General features: G+C 70.3%; 14 protein-coding genes and 2 tRNA genes. 12 read left to right on the top strand and 4 right to left on the bottom strand.

Annotation, left to right across the window (positions count from 1 at the left end):
* Window positions 1-18: 18 nt before the first annotated feature.
* From HTV45_RS10980 to HTV45_RS10970, 3 genes are read left to right on the top strand one after another with little or no spacing between them, the layout of a single operon-like run.
* Entirely contained in the window at window positions 19-1,746 is a 1,728-nt protein-coding gene (locus tag HTV45_RS10980; protein WP_215205502.1) for a TerD family protein, read from the top strand.
* Window positions 1,747-1,758: 12 nt separating this feature from the next.
* Window positions 1,759-2,439: an AIM24 family protein gene (locus tag HTV45_RS10975; protein ID WP_215205501.1), complete on the top strand. Its 681-nt coding sequence runs from the start codon at window positions 1,759-1,761 to the stop codon at window positions 2,437-2,439.
* Window positions 2,440-2,456: 17 nt separating this feature from the next.
* Window positions 2,457-3,212, top strand: coding sequence for an AIM24 family protein (locus tag HTV45_RS10970; RefSeq protein ID WP_215205500.1), 756 nt, complete (start codon window positions 2,457-2,459; stop codon window positions 3,210-3,212).
* Window positions 3,213-3,281: 69 nt separating this feature from the next.
* On the opposite strand, the gene HTV45_RS10965 is transcribed toward HTV45_RS10970, so the two are convergent.
* Both HTV45_RS10965 and HTV45_RS10960 read right to left on the bottom strand, forming a co-directional pair.
* On the bottom strand, window positions 3,282-3,809 hold the full coding sequence (locus HTV45_RS10965; RefSeq protein WP_215205499.1) for an NUDIX hydrolase: 528 nt from the start codon (window positions 3,807-3,809) through the stop codon (window positions 3,282-3,284).
* Complete coding sequence (locus HTV45_RS10960; RefSeq protein WP_215205498.1) at window positions 3,806-5,284, bottom strand: zinc-dependent metalloprotease; 1,479 nt, start codon at window positions 5,282-5,284, stop codon at window positions 3,806-3,808. Before HTV45_RS10960 ends, HTV45_RS10965 begins: the two co-directional genes overlap by 4 nt.
* Window positions 5,285-5,476: 192 nt before the next feature.
* Here HTV45_RS10960 and HTV45_RS10955 point away from each other — a divergent pair, with 192 nt between their 5' ends.
* The 4 genes from HTV45_RS10955 to HTV45_RS10940 all read left to right on the top strand — a co-directional run bounded on the left by HTV45_RS10955 (window position 5,477) and on the right by HTV45_RS10940 (window position 8,770).
* The gene (locus HTV45_RS10955; protein ID WP_215205497.1) at window positions 5,477-6,640 is read left to right on the top strand and encodes an SDR family oxidoreductase; all 1,164 of its coding nucleotides are present in this window, start codon (window positions 5,477-5,479) and stop codon (window positions 6,638-6,640) included.
* A 151-nt stretch (window positions 6,641-6,791) separates the two neighbouring features.
* Window positions 6,792-7,250 carry a molybdenum cofactor biosynthesis protein MoaE gene (locus HTV45_RS10950; RefSeq protein ID WP_215205496.1) on the top strand — a complete coding sequence of 153 codons (459 nt, stop codon included), beginning with the start codon at window positions 6,792-6,794 and terminating at the stop codon, window positions 7,248-7,250.
* Window positions 7,251-7,386: 136 nt separating this feature from the next.
* Window positions 7,387-7,551: a hypothetical protein gene (locus HTV45_RS10945; RefSeq protein ID WP_215205495.1), complete on the top strand. Its 165-nt coding sequence runs from the start codon at window positions 7,387-7,389 to the stop codon at window positions 7,549-7,551.
* A 124-nt stretch (window positions 7,552-7,675) separates the two neighbouring features.
* Window positions 7,676-8,770, top strand: coding sequence for a PDZ domain-containing protein (locus HTV45_RS10940; RefSeq protein WP_215205494.1), 1,095 nt, complete (start codon window positions 7,676-7,678; stop codon window positions 8,768-8,770).
* A 97-nt stretch (window positions 8,771-8,867) separates the two neighbouring features.
* Here the strand turns inward: HTV45_RS10940 and HTV45_RS10935 are convergent, their stop codons facing one another.
* Window positions 8,868-9,410, bottom strand: a complete 543-nt coding sequence (locus HTV45_RS10935) for a PPA1309 family protein (protein ID WP_251691904.1) — start codon at window positions 9,408-9,410, stop codon at window positions 8,868-8,870.
* Between the two features lie 142 nt (window positions 9,411-9,552).
* Between HTV45_RS10935 and HTV45_RS10930 the strand changes: the two genes are divergently transcribed.
* The 4 genes from HTV45_RS10930 to HTV45_RS10915 all read left to right on the top strand — a co-directional run bounded on the left by HTV45_RS10930 (window position 9,553) and on the right by HTV45_RS10915 (window position 14,903).
* On the top strand, window positions 9,553-12,522 hold the full coding sequence (locus tag HTV45_RS10930) for a UPF0182 family protein (protein ID WP_215205492.1): 2,970 nt from the start codon (window positions 9,553-9,555) through the stop codon (window positions 12,520-12,522).
* Window positions 12,523-12,578: 56 nt separating this feature from the next.
* Window positions 12,579-12,652, top strand: a tRNA-Met gene (locus tag HTV45_RS10925).
* Between the two features lie 223 nt (window positions 12,653-12,875).
* Window positions 12,876-14,687, top strand: coding sequence for a tetratricopeptide repeat protein (locus HTV45_RS10920; RefSeq protein ID WP_215205491.1), 1,812 nt, complete (start codon window positions 12,876-12,878; stop codon window positions 14,685-14,687).
* Between the two features lie 142 nt (window positions 14,688-14,829).
* Window positions 14,830-14,903: transfer RNA gene (locus tag HTV45_RS10915), tRNA-Met, on the top strand.
* A 115-nt stretch (window positions 14,904-15,018) separates the two neighbouring features.
* Here HTV45_RS10915 and HTV45_RS10910 read toward each other — a convergent pair.
* Window positions 15,019-15,435: a Fur family transcriptional regulator gene (locus tag HTV45_RS10910; protein WP_215205490.1), complete on the bottom strand. Its 417-nt coding sequence runs from the start codon at window positions 15,433-15,435 to the stop codon at window positions 15,019-15,021.
* Between the two features lie 144 nt (window positions 15,436-15,579).
* Between HTV45_RS10910 and HTV45_RS10905 the strand changes: the two genes are divergently transcribed.
* Window positions 15,580-17,031: a catalase gene (locus HTV45_RS10905; RefSeq protein ID WP_215205489.1), complete on the top strand. Its 1,452-nt coding sequence runs from the start codon at window positions 15,580-15,582 to the stop codon at window positions 17,029-17,031.
* Window positions 17,032-17,061: the final 30 nt, after the last annotated feature.

Raw genomic sequence — 17,061 nt, 5'->3', positions numbered from 1 at the left:
TGGGGGACGGTCGTACGTATGGCCAGGGAATTCCAGCGCGGCCACAAGGCCAGGATCAGTGACCTCACCGCGGGCACGGATCTGTACATCGGTGTGCAGATCTCCGGTCCGGGGCTGAACTTCGACATCAGCTGCTTCGGTCTCGATGCCGAGGAGCGGCTGTCGGACGACCAGTATTTCATCTTCTACAACCAGCCGAAGTCCCCCGAGGAGTCCGTGCAGCTCCTGGGCGCCCAGGCGGGCGACACGGAGTCCTTCCGTGTGACGCTGGACCGGATCCCGCAGCAGATCAGGAAGCTGTCCTTCACGGCGGCGCTCGACGGCGCCGGGCAGATGTCCCAGGTCGGCCCCGGATACATCCGTATCGTCGCGGGCGGCGAGGAAGTGGCCCGGTACCCGTTCAGCGGCTCGGAATTCTCCACCGAGCGGGCCGTCATGCTCGGTGACTTCTACTTCAAGGACGTCTGGCGGTTCGCCGCCGTCGGCCAGGGCTTCGACGGCGGGCTCGACGCGCTGCTGAAGAACTTCGGCGGTGAGGTGGCCGAGGAGGAGCCGGCCGCCCCGCAGCAGCCCGAGGCCGGCGGAGCGGCCCCCGGCTTCGCGCCTCCCGCCCAGTCCGCCGCGCCGCCCGCGTTCGGTGTACCCGCAGGTGGCGCCGCCCCGGCTCCCGCGCCCCAGCCCGCCGCGCAGGGCTTCGCGCCGCCTCCCGGCGCCACCCCGCCACCGCCCCCCGCGCCGCCGGTGCACTCCGCGCCGACCATCGTCGCGCCACTGAGCACCCCGCCCGGCGGCTCCCCGGTACCGCCTCCCGCGCCTGCGCCCGCGCCTTACGGCCAGCAGCCGCCGTTCGGTCAGCAGGCCCCGCCGCCACCGCCGGGATACGGCCAGCCGCAGGCACCGCAGGCACCCGCCCCGCCGCCGGGATACGGCCAGCCGCAGGCACCGCAGGCACCCGCCGCGCCGCCCGGTTACGGCCAGCCCACACCCCCTCCGGGGTACGGCCAGCAGCCGCCGCCCGGACAGGTACCCCACCAGCAGGCCCCGCTCGGCGCTCCCCAGGGCGTTCCGCAGAGCGCACCGCAGAGCCCCGGGGTCCTCGGCGCGCTCCAGAAGTTCAAGGAGACGCCCACCGGACAGCGCTGGACCCAGCAGAACAAGAAGCTGGTCCGCGCCGACCTCGGCATCGGCGGACAGCCCGTACTGGCCCGGCAGGGCAGCATGGTGCTCTACCAGGGCAAGGTCGACTTCAGCTACAAGGGCGCGGGCTTCTCCGGCCGCATCGTGGGCAACGCCACCGGCCAGGAGATGCAGCTGATGCGCTGCACCGGCCAGGGACAGGTGTTCTTCGCCGAGGACTCCACGATGCTGCACCCGATCGAGCTCCAGGGCGACGCCGTGTGCGTCTCCGCCGAGAACGTCCTCGCCTTCGACGAGACGCTCCAGTACGAGGTCCGCCGCATCGAGGGCCACGGCATCCCCGGCGGCGCGCTGTTCACGATGCAGTTCCAGGGCACCGGCACGATCGTCGTCAAGACCCACGGCACGCCCGTGGTGCTCCCGGTCACCCCCACCACCTTCGCCGACTGCAACGCCGTGGTCGCCTGGTCGGCCGCCTCCCAGGTGGTCGTCTCCAGCCAGGTGCGGATGCGGCGCAACTCCTACCCCGGCGACACCGGGGAGAGCGTCAACCTCCAGTTCCGGGGCGCGCCCGGCAACTTCATCGTCGTCCAGCCGTACGAGGTCTAGAGGGAGCCCGTCATGAACCAGCCACTCGCGGGCTATGCTCCCGCCCCCGTCACCGCCCGCATGGAGAACCACGGCAACCACATGCTGAAGGTCGCCATGCAGACCGGGAACGACCTCCTGGCGCGCGTGGGATCGATGGTCGCCTACGAGGGGTTCGTCCAGTACGAGCCCAATCCGCCCGCCGTCCGCCAGATCGCCAAGGACTGGATGACCGGCGAGGGCGCGCCCCTGATGAAGTGCTCCGGCGACGGTCTGCTGTATCTCGCCGACTACGGCGCCAACGTCGTGGTGATCAACCTCAACGGTGACGGCATCTCCGTCAACGCCACCAACCTGCTCGCCTTCGACGCCCATCTCACGTGGGGCGTGGAGCGGGTGAAGGGCCTGGCGAAGTTCGCCGGACAGGGCCTGTGGAACACCAAGATCTCCGGACAGGGCTGGGTCGCGCTGACCTCGCGCGGCAAGCCGATCGTCGTCGACTGCGGTGGCGGCGACGACGAGACGTACGTCGACCCGGACGCCCTGGTCGCCTGGTCCCCGAACCTCAAGGTGAAGGGCAAGCGCAGCTTCCGGGCCCAGTCGCTGATCGGCCGCGGCAGCGGCGAGGCCTACCAGATGGCCTTCTCCGGTCAGGGCATCGTCGTCGTCCAGCCCAGTGAGGACAGCACCGACCGTCTCCGGGTCCGGGGCTGAGGGGGAGCAACCACATCATGCAAAGCCCGCTTTTCACCTTCAACGACCAGCAGACCCAGGAGCGCTGGAGTCTGCAGAACCAGCAGATGCTCCGGGTGGCCCTGGAGGGCCACGACGACATCCTGGCCCGCAAGGGCAGCATGGTCGCCTATCAGGGGCTCATGGAGTTCGACGCCGAGTACCAGGGCAACGGCTCCTCGCGCGCGCGTGCCCGCACAGGTGAGGGCCTCGACCTGATGCGCTGTCACGGGCAGGGCACGGTCTACCTCGCCAACCTCGCCCAGCGCGTCCATGTGATGGACGTGGACCATGAGGGACTGACCGTCGACAGCAGTTATGTGCTCGCGATGGACTCCTCGCTGCACCACGAGGTCATCGCCGTGGACAGCCTGTACGGCATCTCCGGCTCCGGGAAGTACCAGCTCAACATCACCGGGAACGGCAAGGTCGCTCTGATGACCTCCGGCATGCCGCTGTTGATGCAGGTGACGCCGGACAAGTACGTCAACTGCGATGCCGACGCCATCGTCGCGTGGTCCACCTCGCTGCGCGTGCAGATGCAGGCCCAGACCCACTCCTCGGGGGTGTGGCGGCGGCGTGGCAGCACCGGCGAGGGCTGGGAACTCAGTTTCATGGGCAGCGGCTTCGCTCTCGTCCAGCCCAGTGAGCTGCTGCCGCCGCAGAACGCCCAGATCGGCTCCGGGCTCACCGCCCAGTACGGCATGGGGCAGCAGGGCGTCCGCGGCCAGAACCAGGGCAACGCCTGGAGCTGACCGGCGCGCGGACGAGGCAAGGGGCGGGCACCAGGGTGTCCGCCCCTTGCCTCGTCCGCCCCGCGCGGGTCAGACGCCCAGCCTCGCCCGGGCCGCCCCGGTCAGACGCAGGACCGACGCGTCGGCCACGCCGGCGATCTCGTCGTAGGAGAACCAGCGCAGGTCGAGGGACTCGTCGCTGATCGCGTGCGCCGCGCCGGGCGCGGCCACCGCCGCGTACTGGACGTCGAAGTGCCAGTGGCAGGGCGACGGGATCGGATGCCGGTCCAGCCGCACGGGCCCGCCCGCCAGAAGCGCCAGGTCCGGGATGCCGGACTCCTCCGTCGCCTCGCGCAGCGCCGCCGCGGCGAGCGAGGCGTCCCCGGGCTCGCAGTGGCCGCCCATCTGGAGCCACATCCGCAGCTTCCTGTGCAGGGTGAGCAGGACCCGGCCGCGGGCAGGGTCGATCACCAGGGCACTCGCGGTGAGGTGGCCCGCGTGACATGTCTTCCACATGCCGTCCGGATGAGCGGCGAGATGCTCCAGGTAGGCGTCACGCAGCACCTGCTGGTCCTCGTACCCCTCGAGTACGAGGACCGCGTCGTCGTGCAGGCTCACTCGGTGCCGTCACCCTTGTTCCGGTCGTCGTCCTCGGTCGGGTCCTGGTCCTGGTCCCGGACCTTGTTCTCGGCCTCGCCCTTCTTCCTGAGGCCGGGCTTGTCGGCGGCCTCGCCGAGCATCTTGTCCAGCTCGGAGAAGTCGATCTGCTCACGGTGGACGAAACCGTCGGGGTCGTCCAGGTCGGTGGCCGTCGGCAGCATGTCCGGGTGCGCCCACAGGGCGTCCCTGCCGTCGACTCCGCGCGCGTCGGTGAGCGAGGCCCACAGTCGCGAGGCGTCGCGCAGCCGGCGTGGACGCAGTTCCAGACCGATCAGCGTGGCGAACGTCTGCTCGGCGGGACCGCCCGAGGCACGACGGCGGCGCAGGGTCTCGCGCAGCGCGTCGGCCGACGACAGCCTCGGCTTGGCGGCCGCGTGGACCACCGCGTCGACCCAGCCCTCGACCAGCGCCAGCGCCGTCTCCAGACGGGCCAGGGCCGTCTTCTGCTCCGGCGTGTCCTCCGGCTGGAACATGCCCTGCTGGAGGGCCTCCTGCAACTGCTCGGGATTCTGCGGGTCGAACTGGCCGACGACGTCCTCCAGCTTGCCGGTGTCGACCTTGATCCCGCGCGCATAGCCGTCGACCGCGCCGAACAGATGCGAGCGCAGCCAGGGGACGTGCGCGAACAGGCGCTGGTGGGCGGCCTCGCGCAGGGCGAGATACAGCCGCACCTCCTCCTGGGGGACGCCCAGGTCCTTGCCGAAGGTCTCGATGTTCAGCGGCAGCAGCGCGGCGCGGCGGGCGGGGCCCAGCGGCAGGCCGATGTCGGTCGAACCGACGACCTCACCGGCGAGCACACCGACGGCCTGCCCGATCTGCGTACCGAACATGGCGCCGCCCATGGAGCGCATCATGCCGATCAGCGGGCCGGCCATGGCCTGCATCTCCTCCGGCAGGACGTCGCCCATCGCGTTCCCGACGCGCTCGGCGACCGGGTCGACCAGCTCGCGCCAGGCCGGCAGGGTGGCCTCGACCCACTCCGCGCGGCTCCAGGCCACGGCCGAGTTGGCGCCCGACGGCAGGGAGGTGGCGTCGTCCAGCCAGAGATCGGCCAGACGGACGGCATCCTCGACGGCCTTGCGGTCCGCGGGACCGACGCTCGCGTCCTTCGAGCCCTCCGCGGTCCCCTGGGAGACCGTCTGCCGGGCGATCTGCTTGGCCATGTCCCAGTTCACCGGCCCGCCCTCGTAGGAGAGCATCTGGCCGAGCTGCTGGAACGCTGCGCCCAGGTCGTTGGGGTTCAATGACCCGAACATCGCGGCGAACGGATTGTCCGCGCCCGGGCCGCCGAAACCTCCGGCTCCGGACGTACCGAAACCGAACGGCCCGACCGGGCCCTGACCACCGCCGCTCTGCGGGTCCTTCTTCTTGCCCTCGTCGCCGTCGTCCGGCTCCTCCGGCGGAAGGCCGAATCCGAATGGGGTGTCACTCACGGGTTTCCTCGGCTGGTAGGGCCACCGGTTCTTTCCGGCGGCACGGCTGCCCGACAACACCACCCAGCGTAGACACCTGAAGCGGATCGGGCCTCGGTGCTTCGCCGACAGAACGCCTGCGGCAGGATGGATGCCACCTGGTACGTACGCGTCGCTTGCGCCCGTACTGAAGACAACCGCTGGAGACGCCCGGTGAGTTCCCCAGATCCGCAGGTTCGCGCAGCGCGAAACGAGTCAACCCACCCGTCACCCGACCACCACCCGTCGACGCGGGAGCAGCGCGCCGACAGGGCTGCCGCGCCACGCGGGCCCGTCGTCGCGGTCACCGGAGCCGCGTCCGGCGTCGGCGCGCAGCTCACCGCGCGGCTCGCGGCATCGGATGAGATCAAGCAGGTCATCGGCATCGACGAGCGGCGCGGTGAATGCGCCGAGGCGCTCTGGCACATCCTGGACGTCCGCGATCCCGCCATCGCGGACAAGCTGCGCGGGGCCGACGTCGTGGTCCACCTGGCGCTCGACCTCGATCTGGAGACCGACGCCCCCGCGCGGACGGCCTACAACGTACGGGGCACCCAGACCGTGCTGACGGCCGCGGCGGCCGCCGGGGTGCACCGGGTGGTGCTGTGCACCTCGACGATGGTCTACGGAGCGCTGCCGGACAACGAGCTGCCGCTGTCCGAGGACGCGGAACTGCGGGCCACGGCGGAGGCCACGGGAGTCGGCGACCTCCTGGAGGTCGAGCGGCTGGCGCGCCGGGCACCGCGCGCGCACCCCGGTCTCAACGTCACCGTCGTCCGCCCCGCCGTGCTGGTGGGCCATACCGACACCGCTCTGACCAGGTATTTCGAGTCCCCCCGGCTGCTTGTGGTGGCCGGATCGCGGCCCGCGTGGCAGTTCTGCCATGTCGATGACCTGTGCAGCGCCCTGGAATACGCCGTGCTGGAGAAGGTGGAGGGCGAACTGGCCGTCGGCTGCGACGGCTGGCTGGAGCAGGAGGAGGTGGAGGAGCTCAGCGGGATCCGCCGGATGGAGCTGCCGTCGGCGGTGGCGCTCGGCGCGGCGGCCCGGCTGCACCGGATCGGACTCACCCCTTCCCCGGCCGGTGACCTGGCCTACACGATGTACCCCTGGGTGGTCAGCGGCAGCCGGTTGCACGACGCCGGGTGGCGGCCCGCGCACACCAACGAGGAGGTGCTCGCGGAACTGCTGGAGGAGGTGTCCGGCAGGCACACGGTCGCCGGACGGCGGCTGGGCCGCAAGGACGCGACGGCGGCGGGCGCGGCAGGCGCGACGGTGGCCCTGCTGGGCGCGGCGGCCGTGGTGCGGCGGGCCAGGAAGGCGCGGCGGCGGATCTGACCGCCGGGGCCGGGCGGGGGTACGCGTCTGCCGCGGAAGCCTCCCTGCCGTCGGTCCGCCGTGGGCAGGGCGGTGCCGTCGCGCACGGCACGCGCGCGTACGGGCCCCGGCCCCGTTCCGCGGGCCCGCCGGTGTGCGGCACGATGGGGACATGGCATCCACGCACGATCACCCGGGTGAGCAGGCCGCACAGGAGCCGATCAGACTGATCGCGATCCGCGACGCGCCGCTGTCGGTGGACGAGGTCCTCCGCGCGGTGGGGGACGACGCGGCCGGCGGGACGGCGCTGTTCGTGGGAACCGTGCGCAATCACGACGGCGGTACCGACGTCGACGCACTGGGCTATTCGTGTCACCCGAGCGCCGAGGACGAGATGCGGCGCATCGCCGGGAAGGTCGCCGCCGAGTACCCGGTACGGGCGCTCGCCGCCGTGCACCGGGTGGGGGATCTCCGGATCGGGGACCTCGCCGTGGTCGTCGGAGTGTCGTGCCCGCACCGGGGGGAGGCCTTCGAGGCCTGCCGGAGGCTGATCGACGACCTCAAGCACGAGGTGCCCATCTGGAAGCACCAGAGGTTCTCGGACGGAACCGAGGAATGGGTGGGGGCGTAGCGCCGTCCCTGGGGCGCTGTCGATTTCCGACCTCCGGTTGCGTAACCGCACCCCGGCGGTGAGCGTTGTCACGGCGGATGGTTAATCTGCTGATCAGTCAGTCAGTTGCGGACACTCATGGGGTTGGGAGGTCGGCATGGCAGCGCTTGCCTGGTTGCTGATTCCGCTCGTGGCCGCGATCGGAGCGGGGCTGTGGGGCAGTTGGGCCAACAGGACGCGCAAGGTACGGGGTGACGGCCCCGAGCTCATCGGTTACGCCCGGTTCCGGGAAGCCATGGAGAAGCCGCGCTCGGACCGCTGAGGCCCGTACCCGGCGGGTCATCGCGCACGACGCGGTCGGGGGGGGGGGGGGGGGGGGGGGGGNGGGCCGCCCGGACGGGCGGCCCCGACGGTGCGCTGACAGGCCTGTCCCGTACTGTCGTGGCATGCCACGCCGCACCGCGACGATGCTCGCCTCCACCCTGATGCTGATCGCGCTCCTGTGCGCGGGAGTCTTCATCCCCGTGCCGTACGCGGAGATGTCGCCGGGGCCGACGGTGAACACGCTGGGTGAGCACGACGGTGATCCGGTGCTGCAGATCGCCGGGCGCAAGACCTATCCGGCGGACGGCCACCTCAACATGACCACGGTGCGCGTCACGAGTGCCGACTACCGGATGAACCTCGTCGAGGCCGTCTACGGATGGCTCGCGCACGACAACAAGATCGTGCCGCACGAAACCCTCTATCCCGACGGCAAGACGGAGGAGCAGTCCACCCAGGAGAACGCCGAGGAGTTCAGCCAGTCACAGGAGAGTGCCAAGGTGGCGGCCCTGAAGGAACTGGACGTTCCGGTGGAGTCCTGGGTGATCGTCTCCACGGTCGTCAAGGGGGCGCCGTCCGAGGGCAGACTGCACGCGGGCGATGTGATCAAGGCGGTCGACGGCAAGGCCGTGAAGGAACCCGCCGACGTCGCCGAACTGGTCACCGAACACCGGCCCGGCGAGGACGTCGTCTTCACGATCGTGCCCGCCAAGGAGCAGGCCGCCGCCGAGAAGGCGAAGCGGACGCCGGAGAAGACCGAGAAGGTCACGATCACCACCACGAGCTCCGACGACGCCGGCGAGGAGCGGGCCGTCGTCGGGATCTCCGCCGGGACCGACCACACCTTCCCCTTCGACATCGACATCAAGCTCGCCGACGTGGGCGGACCGAGCGCGGGCCTGATGTTCGCCCTCGGCATCTACGACAAGCTGACCCCGGGCAGCCTGACCGGAGGCACCTTCGTCGCCGGCACGGGCACGATCGACGACAACGGCAAGGTCGGGCCGATCGGCGGGATCGAGATGAAGACGGTCGGCGCGCGCGGCAAGGGCGCCGAGTACTTTCTCACGCCCGCCGAGAACTGCCCGGCCGCGGCCAGGGACACTCCCGAGGGGCTCACCCTGGTGAAGGTGAGCACCATCGACGACGCCCTGGGCGCGCTGGAGGACATCCGTTCCGGCGACACCGCCGGCCTGCCGAAGTGCACCGCGTCCTGACCGGACGGGGCCCCTCTCCCGGTCCGCGAACCTCGCCCGGCCAGGGCCTCTCGTTCGAATCATGCCGGGCCCGCGGGGCCTGGTCCGGACGAAAGACCTAGTCCGCGAACGTCGCCGTCAGCGCCTCGGCCAGCCCCGGCACCAGGTCGGAGCCGGTGAGGACCTCCGTGGGTGAGTCCTTCGCGCGCAGCCGCAGCGCCGACTCGCGGGCGCCGTCGCGCAGCACCGCGACCGTCATGCGGACCTCCTGACGCTCCGGGTGCTCCGCCACCCACCGGGTCAGCGCCGCCTCGTCCAGGTCGTCGGGGACCTGCGCCTCGGCGGACGGCGGCAGCATCAGCCGCTCCACGGTGAGGGCGCAGCCCGCGACCGCGTCGGGCCAGGCGATGGTGCCCAGGAACTCGTCGAGCGGTTTGCCCGTTGGAATGCTGTCCTGCTCGATCGGGGTGAAGGCGGTGGTCTGCTGTTCGCCGTCCTGTCCGAGCCGGCCCGCGAGTGTGGGCTGCTCGGCGCGCAGCCGGGCGGTGTCTACGAGGGCGAACAGGCGGGCAGGCTGGTCCCAGCCGAGCCCGGAGCTGTACTCGTCGATCTCGAGCACGGCCCGGGTGAGCGGGTTGGCGGCCATGGGTGTGTTGGACATGGTCACAATCTTCTCTCGTTGGCGCCCGGAATCGGGAACCGAGTAAAGGGTGAGTAAGTTGCATAGGTGTGGGCCCACGATCACGGGGGGCCACGACGGCCCGTGAAACCGCGGGTCTGACGAATCAACAGCGAACTTCGAGGTGCCTACCTTGGCTTTCCAGATGCCGGACCGCGGCGGAGGCCCGACGGGGCCACGGATCAGTGTCGGCCGCCCGTCCCGGCGGGTCCGGACCCTGCTGATGACACTGGGCGTCCTGGCCGTCCTCGGCATGGTGTTCACCATGTTCGCGGGCTTCTGGACCGACTGGCTGTGGTATCGCTCGGTCAATTACTCGTCCGTCTTCACGACAACCCTGTGGACCAAGATCGGGCTGTTCTTCGTCTTCGGTCTGCTGATGGCCCTCGCGGTCGGCTTCAACGTCTGGCTCGCCCACCGCATGCGGCCGCCGCTGAGCGCCATGTCGATGGAGCAGCAGAACCTCGACCGGTACCGGATGGGTATCGCCCCGTACAAGAAGTGGCTGCTGCTCGGCGTCACCGCGCTGGTCGGTCTGATCGCCGGCGCCTCGGCGTCGAGCCAGTGGCGGACCTGGCTGATGTGGGTCAACGGCGTGTCGTTCGGCCAGAAGGACCCGCAGTTCAAGCTCGACGTCTCCTTCTACGCCTTCGACCTGCCCTGGTACCGGTTCCTGCTCGGCTTCGGTTTCGCCGCCGCGATCCTGGGCCTGATCGCCGCCGCGCTCACCCACTACCTCTACGGCGGGCTGCGCATCACCAGCCCGGGCGCGCGCGCCACGGCCGCGGCCACCGGGCACCTGTCGGTGCTCCTCGGTATCTTCGTGGCCCTGAAGGCCGTCGCGTACTGGCTCGACCGGTACGGACTCGCGGTGAAGTCCAGCGACTTCAAGGCGACCGACAGCTGGACCGGTCTGCGGTACGTCGACGCGAACGCCTACCTGCCGGCCAAGACGATCCTGTTCTGCATCGCGGTGATCTGCGCGCTGCTGTTCTTCGCGACCCTGTGGCGGCGCACCTGGCAGCTGCCCGTGATCGGCTTCGGTCTGATGGTGCTGTCGGCGATCCTCATCGGCGGCCTGTACCCGGCGATCGTGCAGAAGTTCCAGGTCCAGCCGAACGAGCAGGCCAAGGAAGCGCCGTACGTCGAGAAGAACCTCGCGGCCACGCGCGAGGCCTACGGCATCAACGACTCGCAGGTCACCGAGTACCCGGGTACGGCCCAGACCGATGACAAGACCCAGCTCCGGGACGACGTCGCCGACGCGGCGAGCATCCGGATCATGGACCCGAACATCGTGTCGCCGACGTTCCAGCAGCTCCAGCAGATCAGGAACTACTACGCGTTCCCGACCAACCTGGACGTCGACCGCTACGCGAAGGACGGCGGCGAGCAGGACACGGTCATCGGCCTGCGCGAGCTGAACTACAACGGCATCCCGAAGCGGAACTGGATCAACGACCACTTCCGGTACACGCACGGATACGGTGTCGTGGCCGCGGAGGGCACCAGCGCCGACGCGGGCGGACGTCCGGCGTTCACCGAGTCCGATCTGCCGTCCAAGGGCGACCTGGGCGAGTACGAGCAGCGCGTCTACTACGGGGAGCGGACGACGACGTACTCGATCGTCGGCGGTCCCCAGAAGGAGATCGACTACTCCGACGACAGCGGCGAGAAGACGTACAGCTACCAGGGCGACAGCGGGGTCAACCTCGACAACCCGGTGAACCGGGCGGCCTACGCGGTCGCGTTCAGCGAGCCGCAGATCCTGTACTCCGGCGCCATCGGTGAGGGTTCGCGGGTTCTCTACAACCGCACGCCCAAGGAACGCGTCGAGGCGATCGCCCCGTGGCTGACCATCGACGGCGACGCCTACCCGGCGGTCGTCGACGGACGGATCCAGTGGATCGTCGACGCCTACACGACGACCAACGGGTATCCGTACGCGTCGCGGACGACCCTCGGCGACACCACGGCCGACTCGCTGACCGCCACCAACGACCAGCGTGCGGTGGTGGCCCAGCAGAACCAGGTCAACTACATCCGCAACTCGGTGAAGGCGACCGTCGACGCGTACAGCGGCGAGGTCAAGCTCTACCAGTGGGACACCGAGGACCCCGTCCTCAAGACGTGGATGAAGGCGTTCCCCGACACGGTGGAGCCCAGGGGCGAGATCTCGGGCGACCTGATGGCCCATCTGCGCTACCCGCAGGATCTGTTCAAGGTGCAGCGCGAGCTGCTGACCCGCTACCACGTCAAGGACGCCAACACGTTCCTGAGCGGCAGCGAGGTCTGGGAGGTTCCGGACGACCCGACGAACAAGACGGGCGACGCGGTGCCTCCGTACTACCTGAGCATGAAGATGCCGGACCAGGACGAACAGGTCTTCTCGCTCACCACGACCCTCACCCCGAACGGACGTGACAACCTCAGCGCCTTCGTGGCGGTGAACGCCGACCCGGGCACCGAGGACTACGGCAAGATCAGAATCCTGAAACTGCCGACCAGCACGACGGTCTCCGGGCCGCAACAGGTGCAGAGCCAGTTCAACTCCCAGCAGGACATCGCCGAGACGATCAGGCTGCTGAGAGGTGGCGACTCGGAGGTCGAGTACGGCAACCTGCTGACCGTCCCGCTCGACGGAGGACTGCTCTACGTGGAGCCGGTCTACGTACGCGGTGGCGGACTGAAGTACCCGCTGCTGCGGAAGGTGCTGGTGACCTACGGAGGCCAGACGGCCTTCGAGGACACCCTCGAGCAGGCCCTGGACAAGATCTTCGGCGGAGAGGGCGCACCTGTCGAGCCGCCACCGGACGAGGGCGAGGGCGAGGGCACGGGTGAGGACGAGGGCACCCAGCCGCCTCCGCCCGCATCCGAGGACCCCACGGTCCAGGAAGCTCTGAACGACGCCCAGGAGGCCTTCGACGCCGGCCAGGAAGCCCTGAAGAACAATGACTGGGAGGCCTACGGCAAGGCGCAGCAGGAGCTGGAGGGCGCCCTCCGCAAGGCAGAGGAAGCCCAGGCGGCCGAAGGGGGTGGCGGCGCCGGCGGCGGGCAGAGCAGTCCCAGTCCAGGCGCCAGTCCGACCGGCTAGCGAGCAGGCTGGTCACAGGCCCCTCCCGCGCCGTGCTACGGTTGTGAACACAACGGCGCGGGGTGGAGCAGCTCGGTAGCTCGCTGGGCTCATAACCCAGAGGTCGCAGGTTCAAATCCTGTCCCCGCTACTGAAGTCGCGCGGTTGGCGACAGCAAAGGCCCGGACTCCTCAAGGAGTCCGGGCCTTTGTGATGTGCGAACGCATGTACCAGGGCGGGCGACGGCCCTGCCGCCGACGGGAGTTGGGTGATCTGTGTTTGACTTGTCTCTCTGTGGGCATGTCGACAAAACGCTGTAGTGACCTCACTGACTGCGGTATACCAGGTGTACCCAGGTTGCAGGTGGTGCGACGATGGATGGTATGGGGGACAAGGCAACTCTGTTCGGGACAGGGCGTTTTGTGCAGTCCTCCCCTCGGGAGGAACCCCGCGACGGGGAAGCCGCCGACGATGCGGCGGAGGAGCTGCGTCAGCGGATCGCCGCCGAGGCCGGCGATGTCGAGGCGATGAGTGTCCTCGGCGCCATGCTGCTGCGCCGTGGTGATCTCGACGGAGCCGAACCCCATCTGCGCGCCGCCACCGCCGCGGGCGACCGCGCCGCCGCCAACAACCTGGGCGTCCTGCTGCACCAGCGGGGTTACCCCGACGAGGCCGCCGGATGGTGGCGGATCGCCGCCGTCGCCGGCTCCACCGCGGCGGCGCACGCACTCGGCCGCCATCACCGCGAGCGCGGCGACGAGCCGGCCGCCGAGTACTGGCTGCGCCAGTCCGCCGAACAGGGCCACGCCCTCGGCGCCTACGCCCTGGCCGACCTGCTCGAACACCGCGGCGACACGGACCGGGCCGAGCGCTGGCTGCGCGCCGCGGCCGAACGCGGGCACCGGGAAGGGGCGTACCGGCTGGCCCGGGCCCTGGACCGCAGGGCCGCGCGGGAATCCGACGACGAGACCGCGGAGCCGGCTGGGGAGGCAGAGCAGTGGTACCGCCAGGCCGCCGCACGCGGACACCGCCGGGCCGCGCTGCACCTCGGCGCGATCCTGGAGAAGCGCGGTGAACTCAAGGAGGCCGGTCGCTGGTACCTGACCTCCGCCAAGGACGGGGAGGCCAGGGCCGCCTGCGCGCTCGGCTTCCTGCTGCGCGACGCCGGGGACTCGGAGAACGCGGCCGTGTGGTGGCTGCGCGCCGCACAGGACGGCGACGGCAACGCGGCCAACGCGCTGGGCGCGCTGCACGCCGAGCGGGGTGAGACGCAGACCGCCGAGCGCTGGTACCGGGCCGCGATGGACGCGGGTGACATCAACGGCGCGTACAACCTGGGGCTGCTCTGCGCGGACCAGGGCAGGACGGCTCCCGCCGAACAGTGGTACCGGCGGGCCGCCTACGCCGGTCACCGCGAGGCAGCGAACGCGCTGGCGATCCTGCTGCTGCGGGCCGGCGACGAGACCGGTGCGGAGCCGTGGTTCTCCAAGGCGGCGGAGGCCGGCAGCGTGGACGCCGCCTTCAATCTGGGCATCCTGCACGCCGGCCGGAGTGAGGAGCGGGCCGCGCTGCGCTGGTACGAGCGGGCGGCGACCGCCGGGCACACGGAGGCGGCGCTCCAGGTCGGCATGGCGCGGCTGCGGGACGGCGAGGAGGGTGAGGCGGAGCGGTTCCTGCGCTGCGCGGCGGGCGGGGGGAGCGCGGAGGCCGCGTACCGGCTGGCGACGCTGCTGGACGCCCGCAGGCCGCCGGAGCCGGCGCACGAGCTGGGGGAGCCGGTGCACCGGCGCAGCGAGTGCGAGGAGTGGTACGAGCGGGCGGCCACCCAGGGACACCGGCGGGCGCAGGTGCGCGTCGGCATGCTCGCCGCGGCGCGCGGGGACGTGGTCGAGGCGGCTCGGTGGTACCGGGCCGCGGCGGAGGCGGGCTCGCGGAACGGGGCCTTCAACCTGGGGCTGTTGCTGGCGCGGGAGGGCAGCGAGCCGGAAGCGGCTGTGTGGTGGACGCGGGCGGCGGACGCGGGGCACGGGCGTGCGGCGCTGCGGCTCGCGCTGGTCTACGCGCGGCGGGGGGAGCTGGCGGAGGGGCAGCGGTGGGCGGACCGGGCGGCCGCGCTGGGGCCTGCGGCGGTCACCGAGCGGGCTACGCGGTTGCGGGACGCGTTGCGGGAGGAGTTGTCGGCGTGACGCCGCCGCCGCGCCGCCGCACTGGGCTGGGCTGAGGGCGTGACGTTGGTGCGGGGTGCGGGGTGCGGGGTGCGGGGTGCGAGGGGGGCTGGGGAGCGATTTGCTTCTGATCTGGCTCTTGACGTAGTGTTTCGTTTGTCGACGCGGGGTGGAGCAGCTCGGTAGCTCGCTGGGCTCATAACCCAGAGGTCGCAGGTTCAAATCCTGTCCCCGCTACTGAAGGCCGAGGGCCGGAATCCGAAAGGGTTCCGGCCCTCGGTCGTACGGAGAAGCCCCGGCACTGTTCAGTGCCGGGGCTTTCTCTTCGTCTCGTCCGGGGAAGCCGGTGTGCCTACGCCGACGCGCAGTTCGGGCAGACGCCGCGGTAGGTCACTTCCACGTCGGAGACCGTGAAGCCGAAGCGCTCCGTGGCGGGGAGGTCGGCCAGCGGGTTGCCGGTCGGGTGGACGTCGCGGATCGCCCCGCACTGCGCACACACCAGGTGGTGGTGCGGGCGGTGGGCGTTGGGGTCGTAGCGCTTGGCCCGCTTGTCCGTGGCGACCTCGAGCACCTCGCCGAGCGAGACCAGCTCACCCAGGGTGTTGTAGACGGTCGCCCGGGAGATCTCGGGCAGCTTGGCCACGGCCCGGGAGTGCACCTCGTCGGCCGTCAGGTGAACGTGCTCGCCGTCGAGGACCTCGGCCACGACACGGCGCTGTGCGGTCATCCGCCATCCACGTCCACGGAGCCGTTCCAGAAGGTCACTCATAGGCACCAGCCTAACAGCAGGGGGATCGCGTCCCGAATGGGTGTGACTTTGGAGCCTTACTTGACTTGGACATTGTCCATTGTAGGATCGAGATCGGCTTTAGCCAAGGGACAGGACGGGCAGTACATGACGCAGGAGGCGCACGTGACGCAGGGACCGCTCACTACGGAGGCCGGTGCCCCGGTAGCCGACAACCAGAACAGCGAGACCGCGGGCGTCGGCGGCCCGGTCCTCGTGCAGGACCAGCTCCTGCTGGAGAAGCTGGCCCACTTCAACCGCGAGCGCATCCCGGAGCGAGTGGTGCACGCCCGTGGCGCCGGCGCCTACGGAACCTTCACGGTGACCGCCGATGTCACGCGGTACACGCGGGCCGGGTTCCTCTCCGAGGTCGGCAAGGAGACGGAGACGTTCCTCCGCTTCTCGACGGTGGCCGGCAACCTGGGTGCCCCGGACGCCGTGCGCGACCCGCGCGGTTTCGCGCTGAAGTTCTACACCGAGGAGGGCAACTACGACCTCGTCGGCAACAACACCCCGGTGTTCTTCATCCGCGACGCGATCAAGTTCCCCGACTTCATCCACACCCAGAAGCGCGACCCGTACACCGGTTCGCAGGAGGCGGACAACGTCTTCGACTTCTGGGGGCTGTCGCCGGAGTCGACGCACCAGGTGACCTGGCTGTTCGGTGACCGGGGTATCCCGGCGTCGTACCGCCACATGGACGGCTTCGGCTCGCACACCTTCCAGTGGAACAACGAGGCCGGCGAGGTCTTCTGGGTCAAGTACCACTTCAAGACGGATCAGGGCATCAAGAACCTGACCGCCGAGGAGGCCGAGATCCTCGCGGGCAAGGACCCCGACTCCCACCAGCGGGACCTGCGCGAGGCCATCGAGCGCGGCGACTTCCCCTCCTGGACCGTCTACGTCCAGGTGATGCCGGCGGCCGAGGCGGCCACGTACCGCTTCAACCCGTTCGACCTGACCAAGGTCTGGCCGCACGCGGACTACCCGCTGATCGAGTTCGGCAAGCTGGAGCTCAACCGCAACCCGGAGAACATCTTCGCGGAGGTCGAGCAGTCGATCTTCAGCCCCGCCCACTTCGTGCCGGGCATCGGTCCCTCCCCGGACAAGATGCTCCAGGGCCGCCTCTTCGGCTACGGCGACGCCCACCGCTACCGCGTCGGCATCAACGCCGACCATCTGCCGGTGAACCGTCCGCACGCCACCGAGGCGCGCACCCACTCCCGTGACGGCCACCTGTACGACGGCCGCCACAAGGGTGCGAAGAACTACGAGCCGAACAGCTTCGGCGGCCCGTTCCAGACGAGCCGTCCGCTGTGGCAGCCGGCCGAGGTCACCGGTGTCACCGGCGAGAGCGTCACGCCGGTCCACGCCGAGGACAACGACTTCGTGCAGGCGGGCAACCTGTACCGGCTGATGACGGAGGAGGAGAAGGAGCGCCTGGTGAACAACCTGGCGAACGCCATCTCCGGGGTCACGCGCGAGGACATCGCCGACCGCGCGATCAACAACTTCCGCCAGGCGGACGAGGACTTCGGCAAGCGGCTGGAGGCCGCTGTCCAGGCCCTGCGCGGCTGATTCCAGCGCTGGACCGCTTGTCGATCGACG

The sequence above is a fragment of the Streptomyces sp. CHD11 genome (genome assembly GCF_018638295.1).
Classification (GTDB): domain Bacteria; phylum Actinomycetota; class Actinomycetes; order Streptomycetales; family Streptomycetaceae; genus Streptomyces.
This window is presented reverse-complemented; position numbering and strand designations above follow the sequence as displayed.

What these genes read in the sequence shown, in the direction of transcription:
- HTV45_RS10935 (WP_251691904.1), bottom strand. Translation starts at nt 9,410, where the DNA reads ATGTCCAACACACCCATGGCCGCCAACCCGCTCACCCGGGCCGTGCTC.
- HTV45_RS10940 (WP_215205494.1), top strand. Translation starts at nt 7,676, where the DNA reads ATGCCACGCCGCACCGCGACGATGCTCGCCTCCACCCTGATGCTGATC.
- HTV45_RS10950 (WP_215205496.1), top strand. Translation starts at nt 6,792, where the DNA reads ATGGCATCCACGCACGATCACCCGGGTGAGCAGGCCGCACAGGAGCCG.
- HTV45_RS10910 (WP_215205490.1), bottom strand. Translation starts at nt 15,435, where the DNA reads ATGAGTGACCTTCTGGAACGGCTCCGTGGACGTGGATGGCGGATGACC.
- HTV45_RS10945 (WP_215205495.1), top strand. Translation starts at nt 7,387, where the DNA reads ATGGCAGCGCTTGCCTGGTTGCTGATTCCGCTCGTGGCCGCGATCGGA.
- HTV45_RS10975 (WP_215205501.1), top strand. Translation starts at nt 1,759, where the DNA reads ATGAACCAGCCACTCGCGGGCTATGCTCCCGCCCCCGTCACCGCCCGC.
- HTV45_RS10970 (WP_215205500.1), top strand. Translation starts at nt 2,457, where the DNA reads ATGCAAAGCCCGCTTTTCACCTTCAACGACCAGCAGACCCAGGAGCGC.
- HTV45_RS10980 (WP_215205502.1), top strand. Translation starts at nt 19, where the DNA reads ATGGCCAGGGAATTCCAGCGCGGCCACAAGGCCAGGATCAGTGACCTC.
- HTV45_RS10920 (WP_215205491.1), top strand. Translation starts at nt 12,876, where the DNA reads ATGGATGGTATGGGGGACAAGGCAACTCTGTTCGGGACAGGGCGTTTT.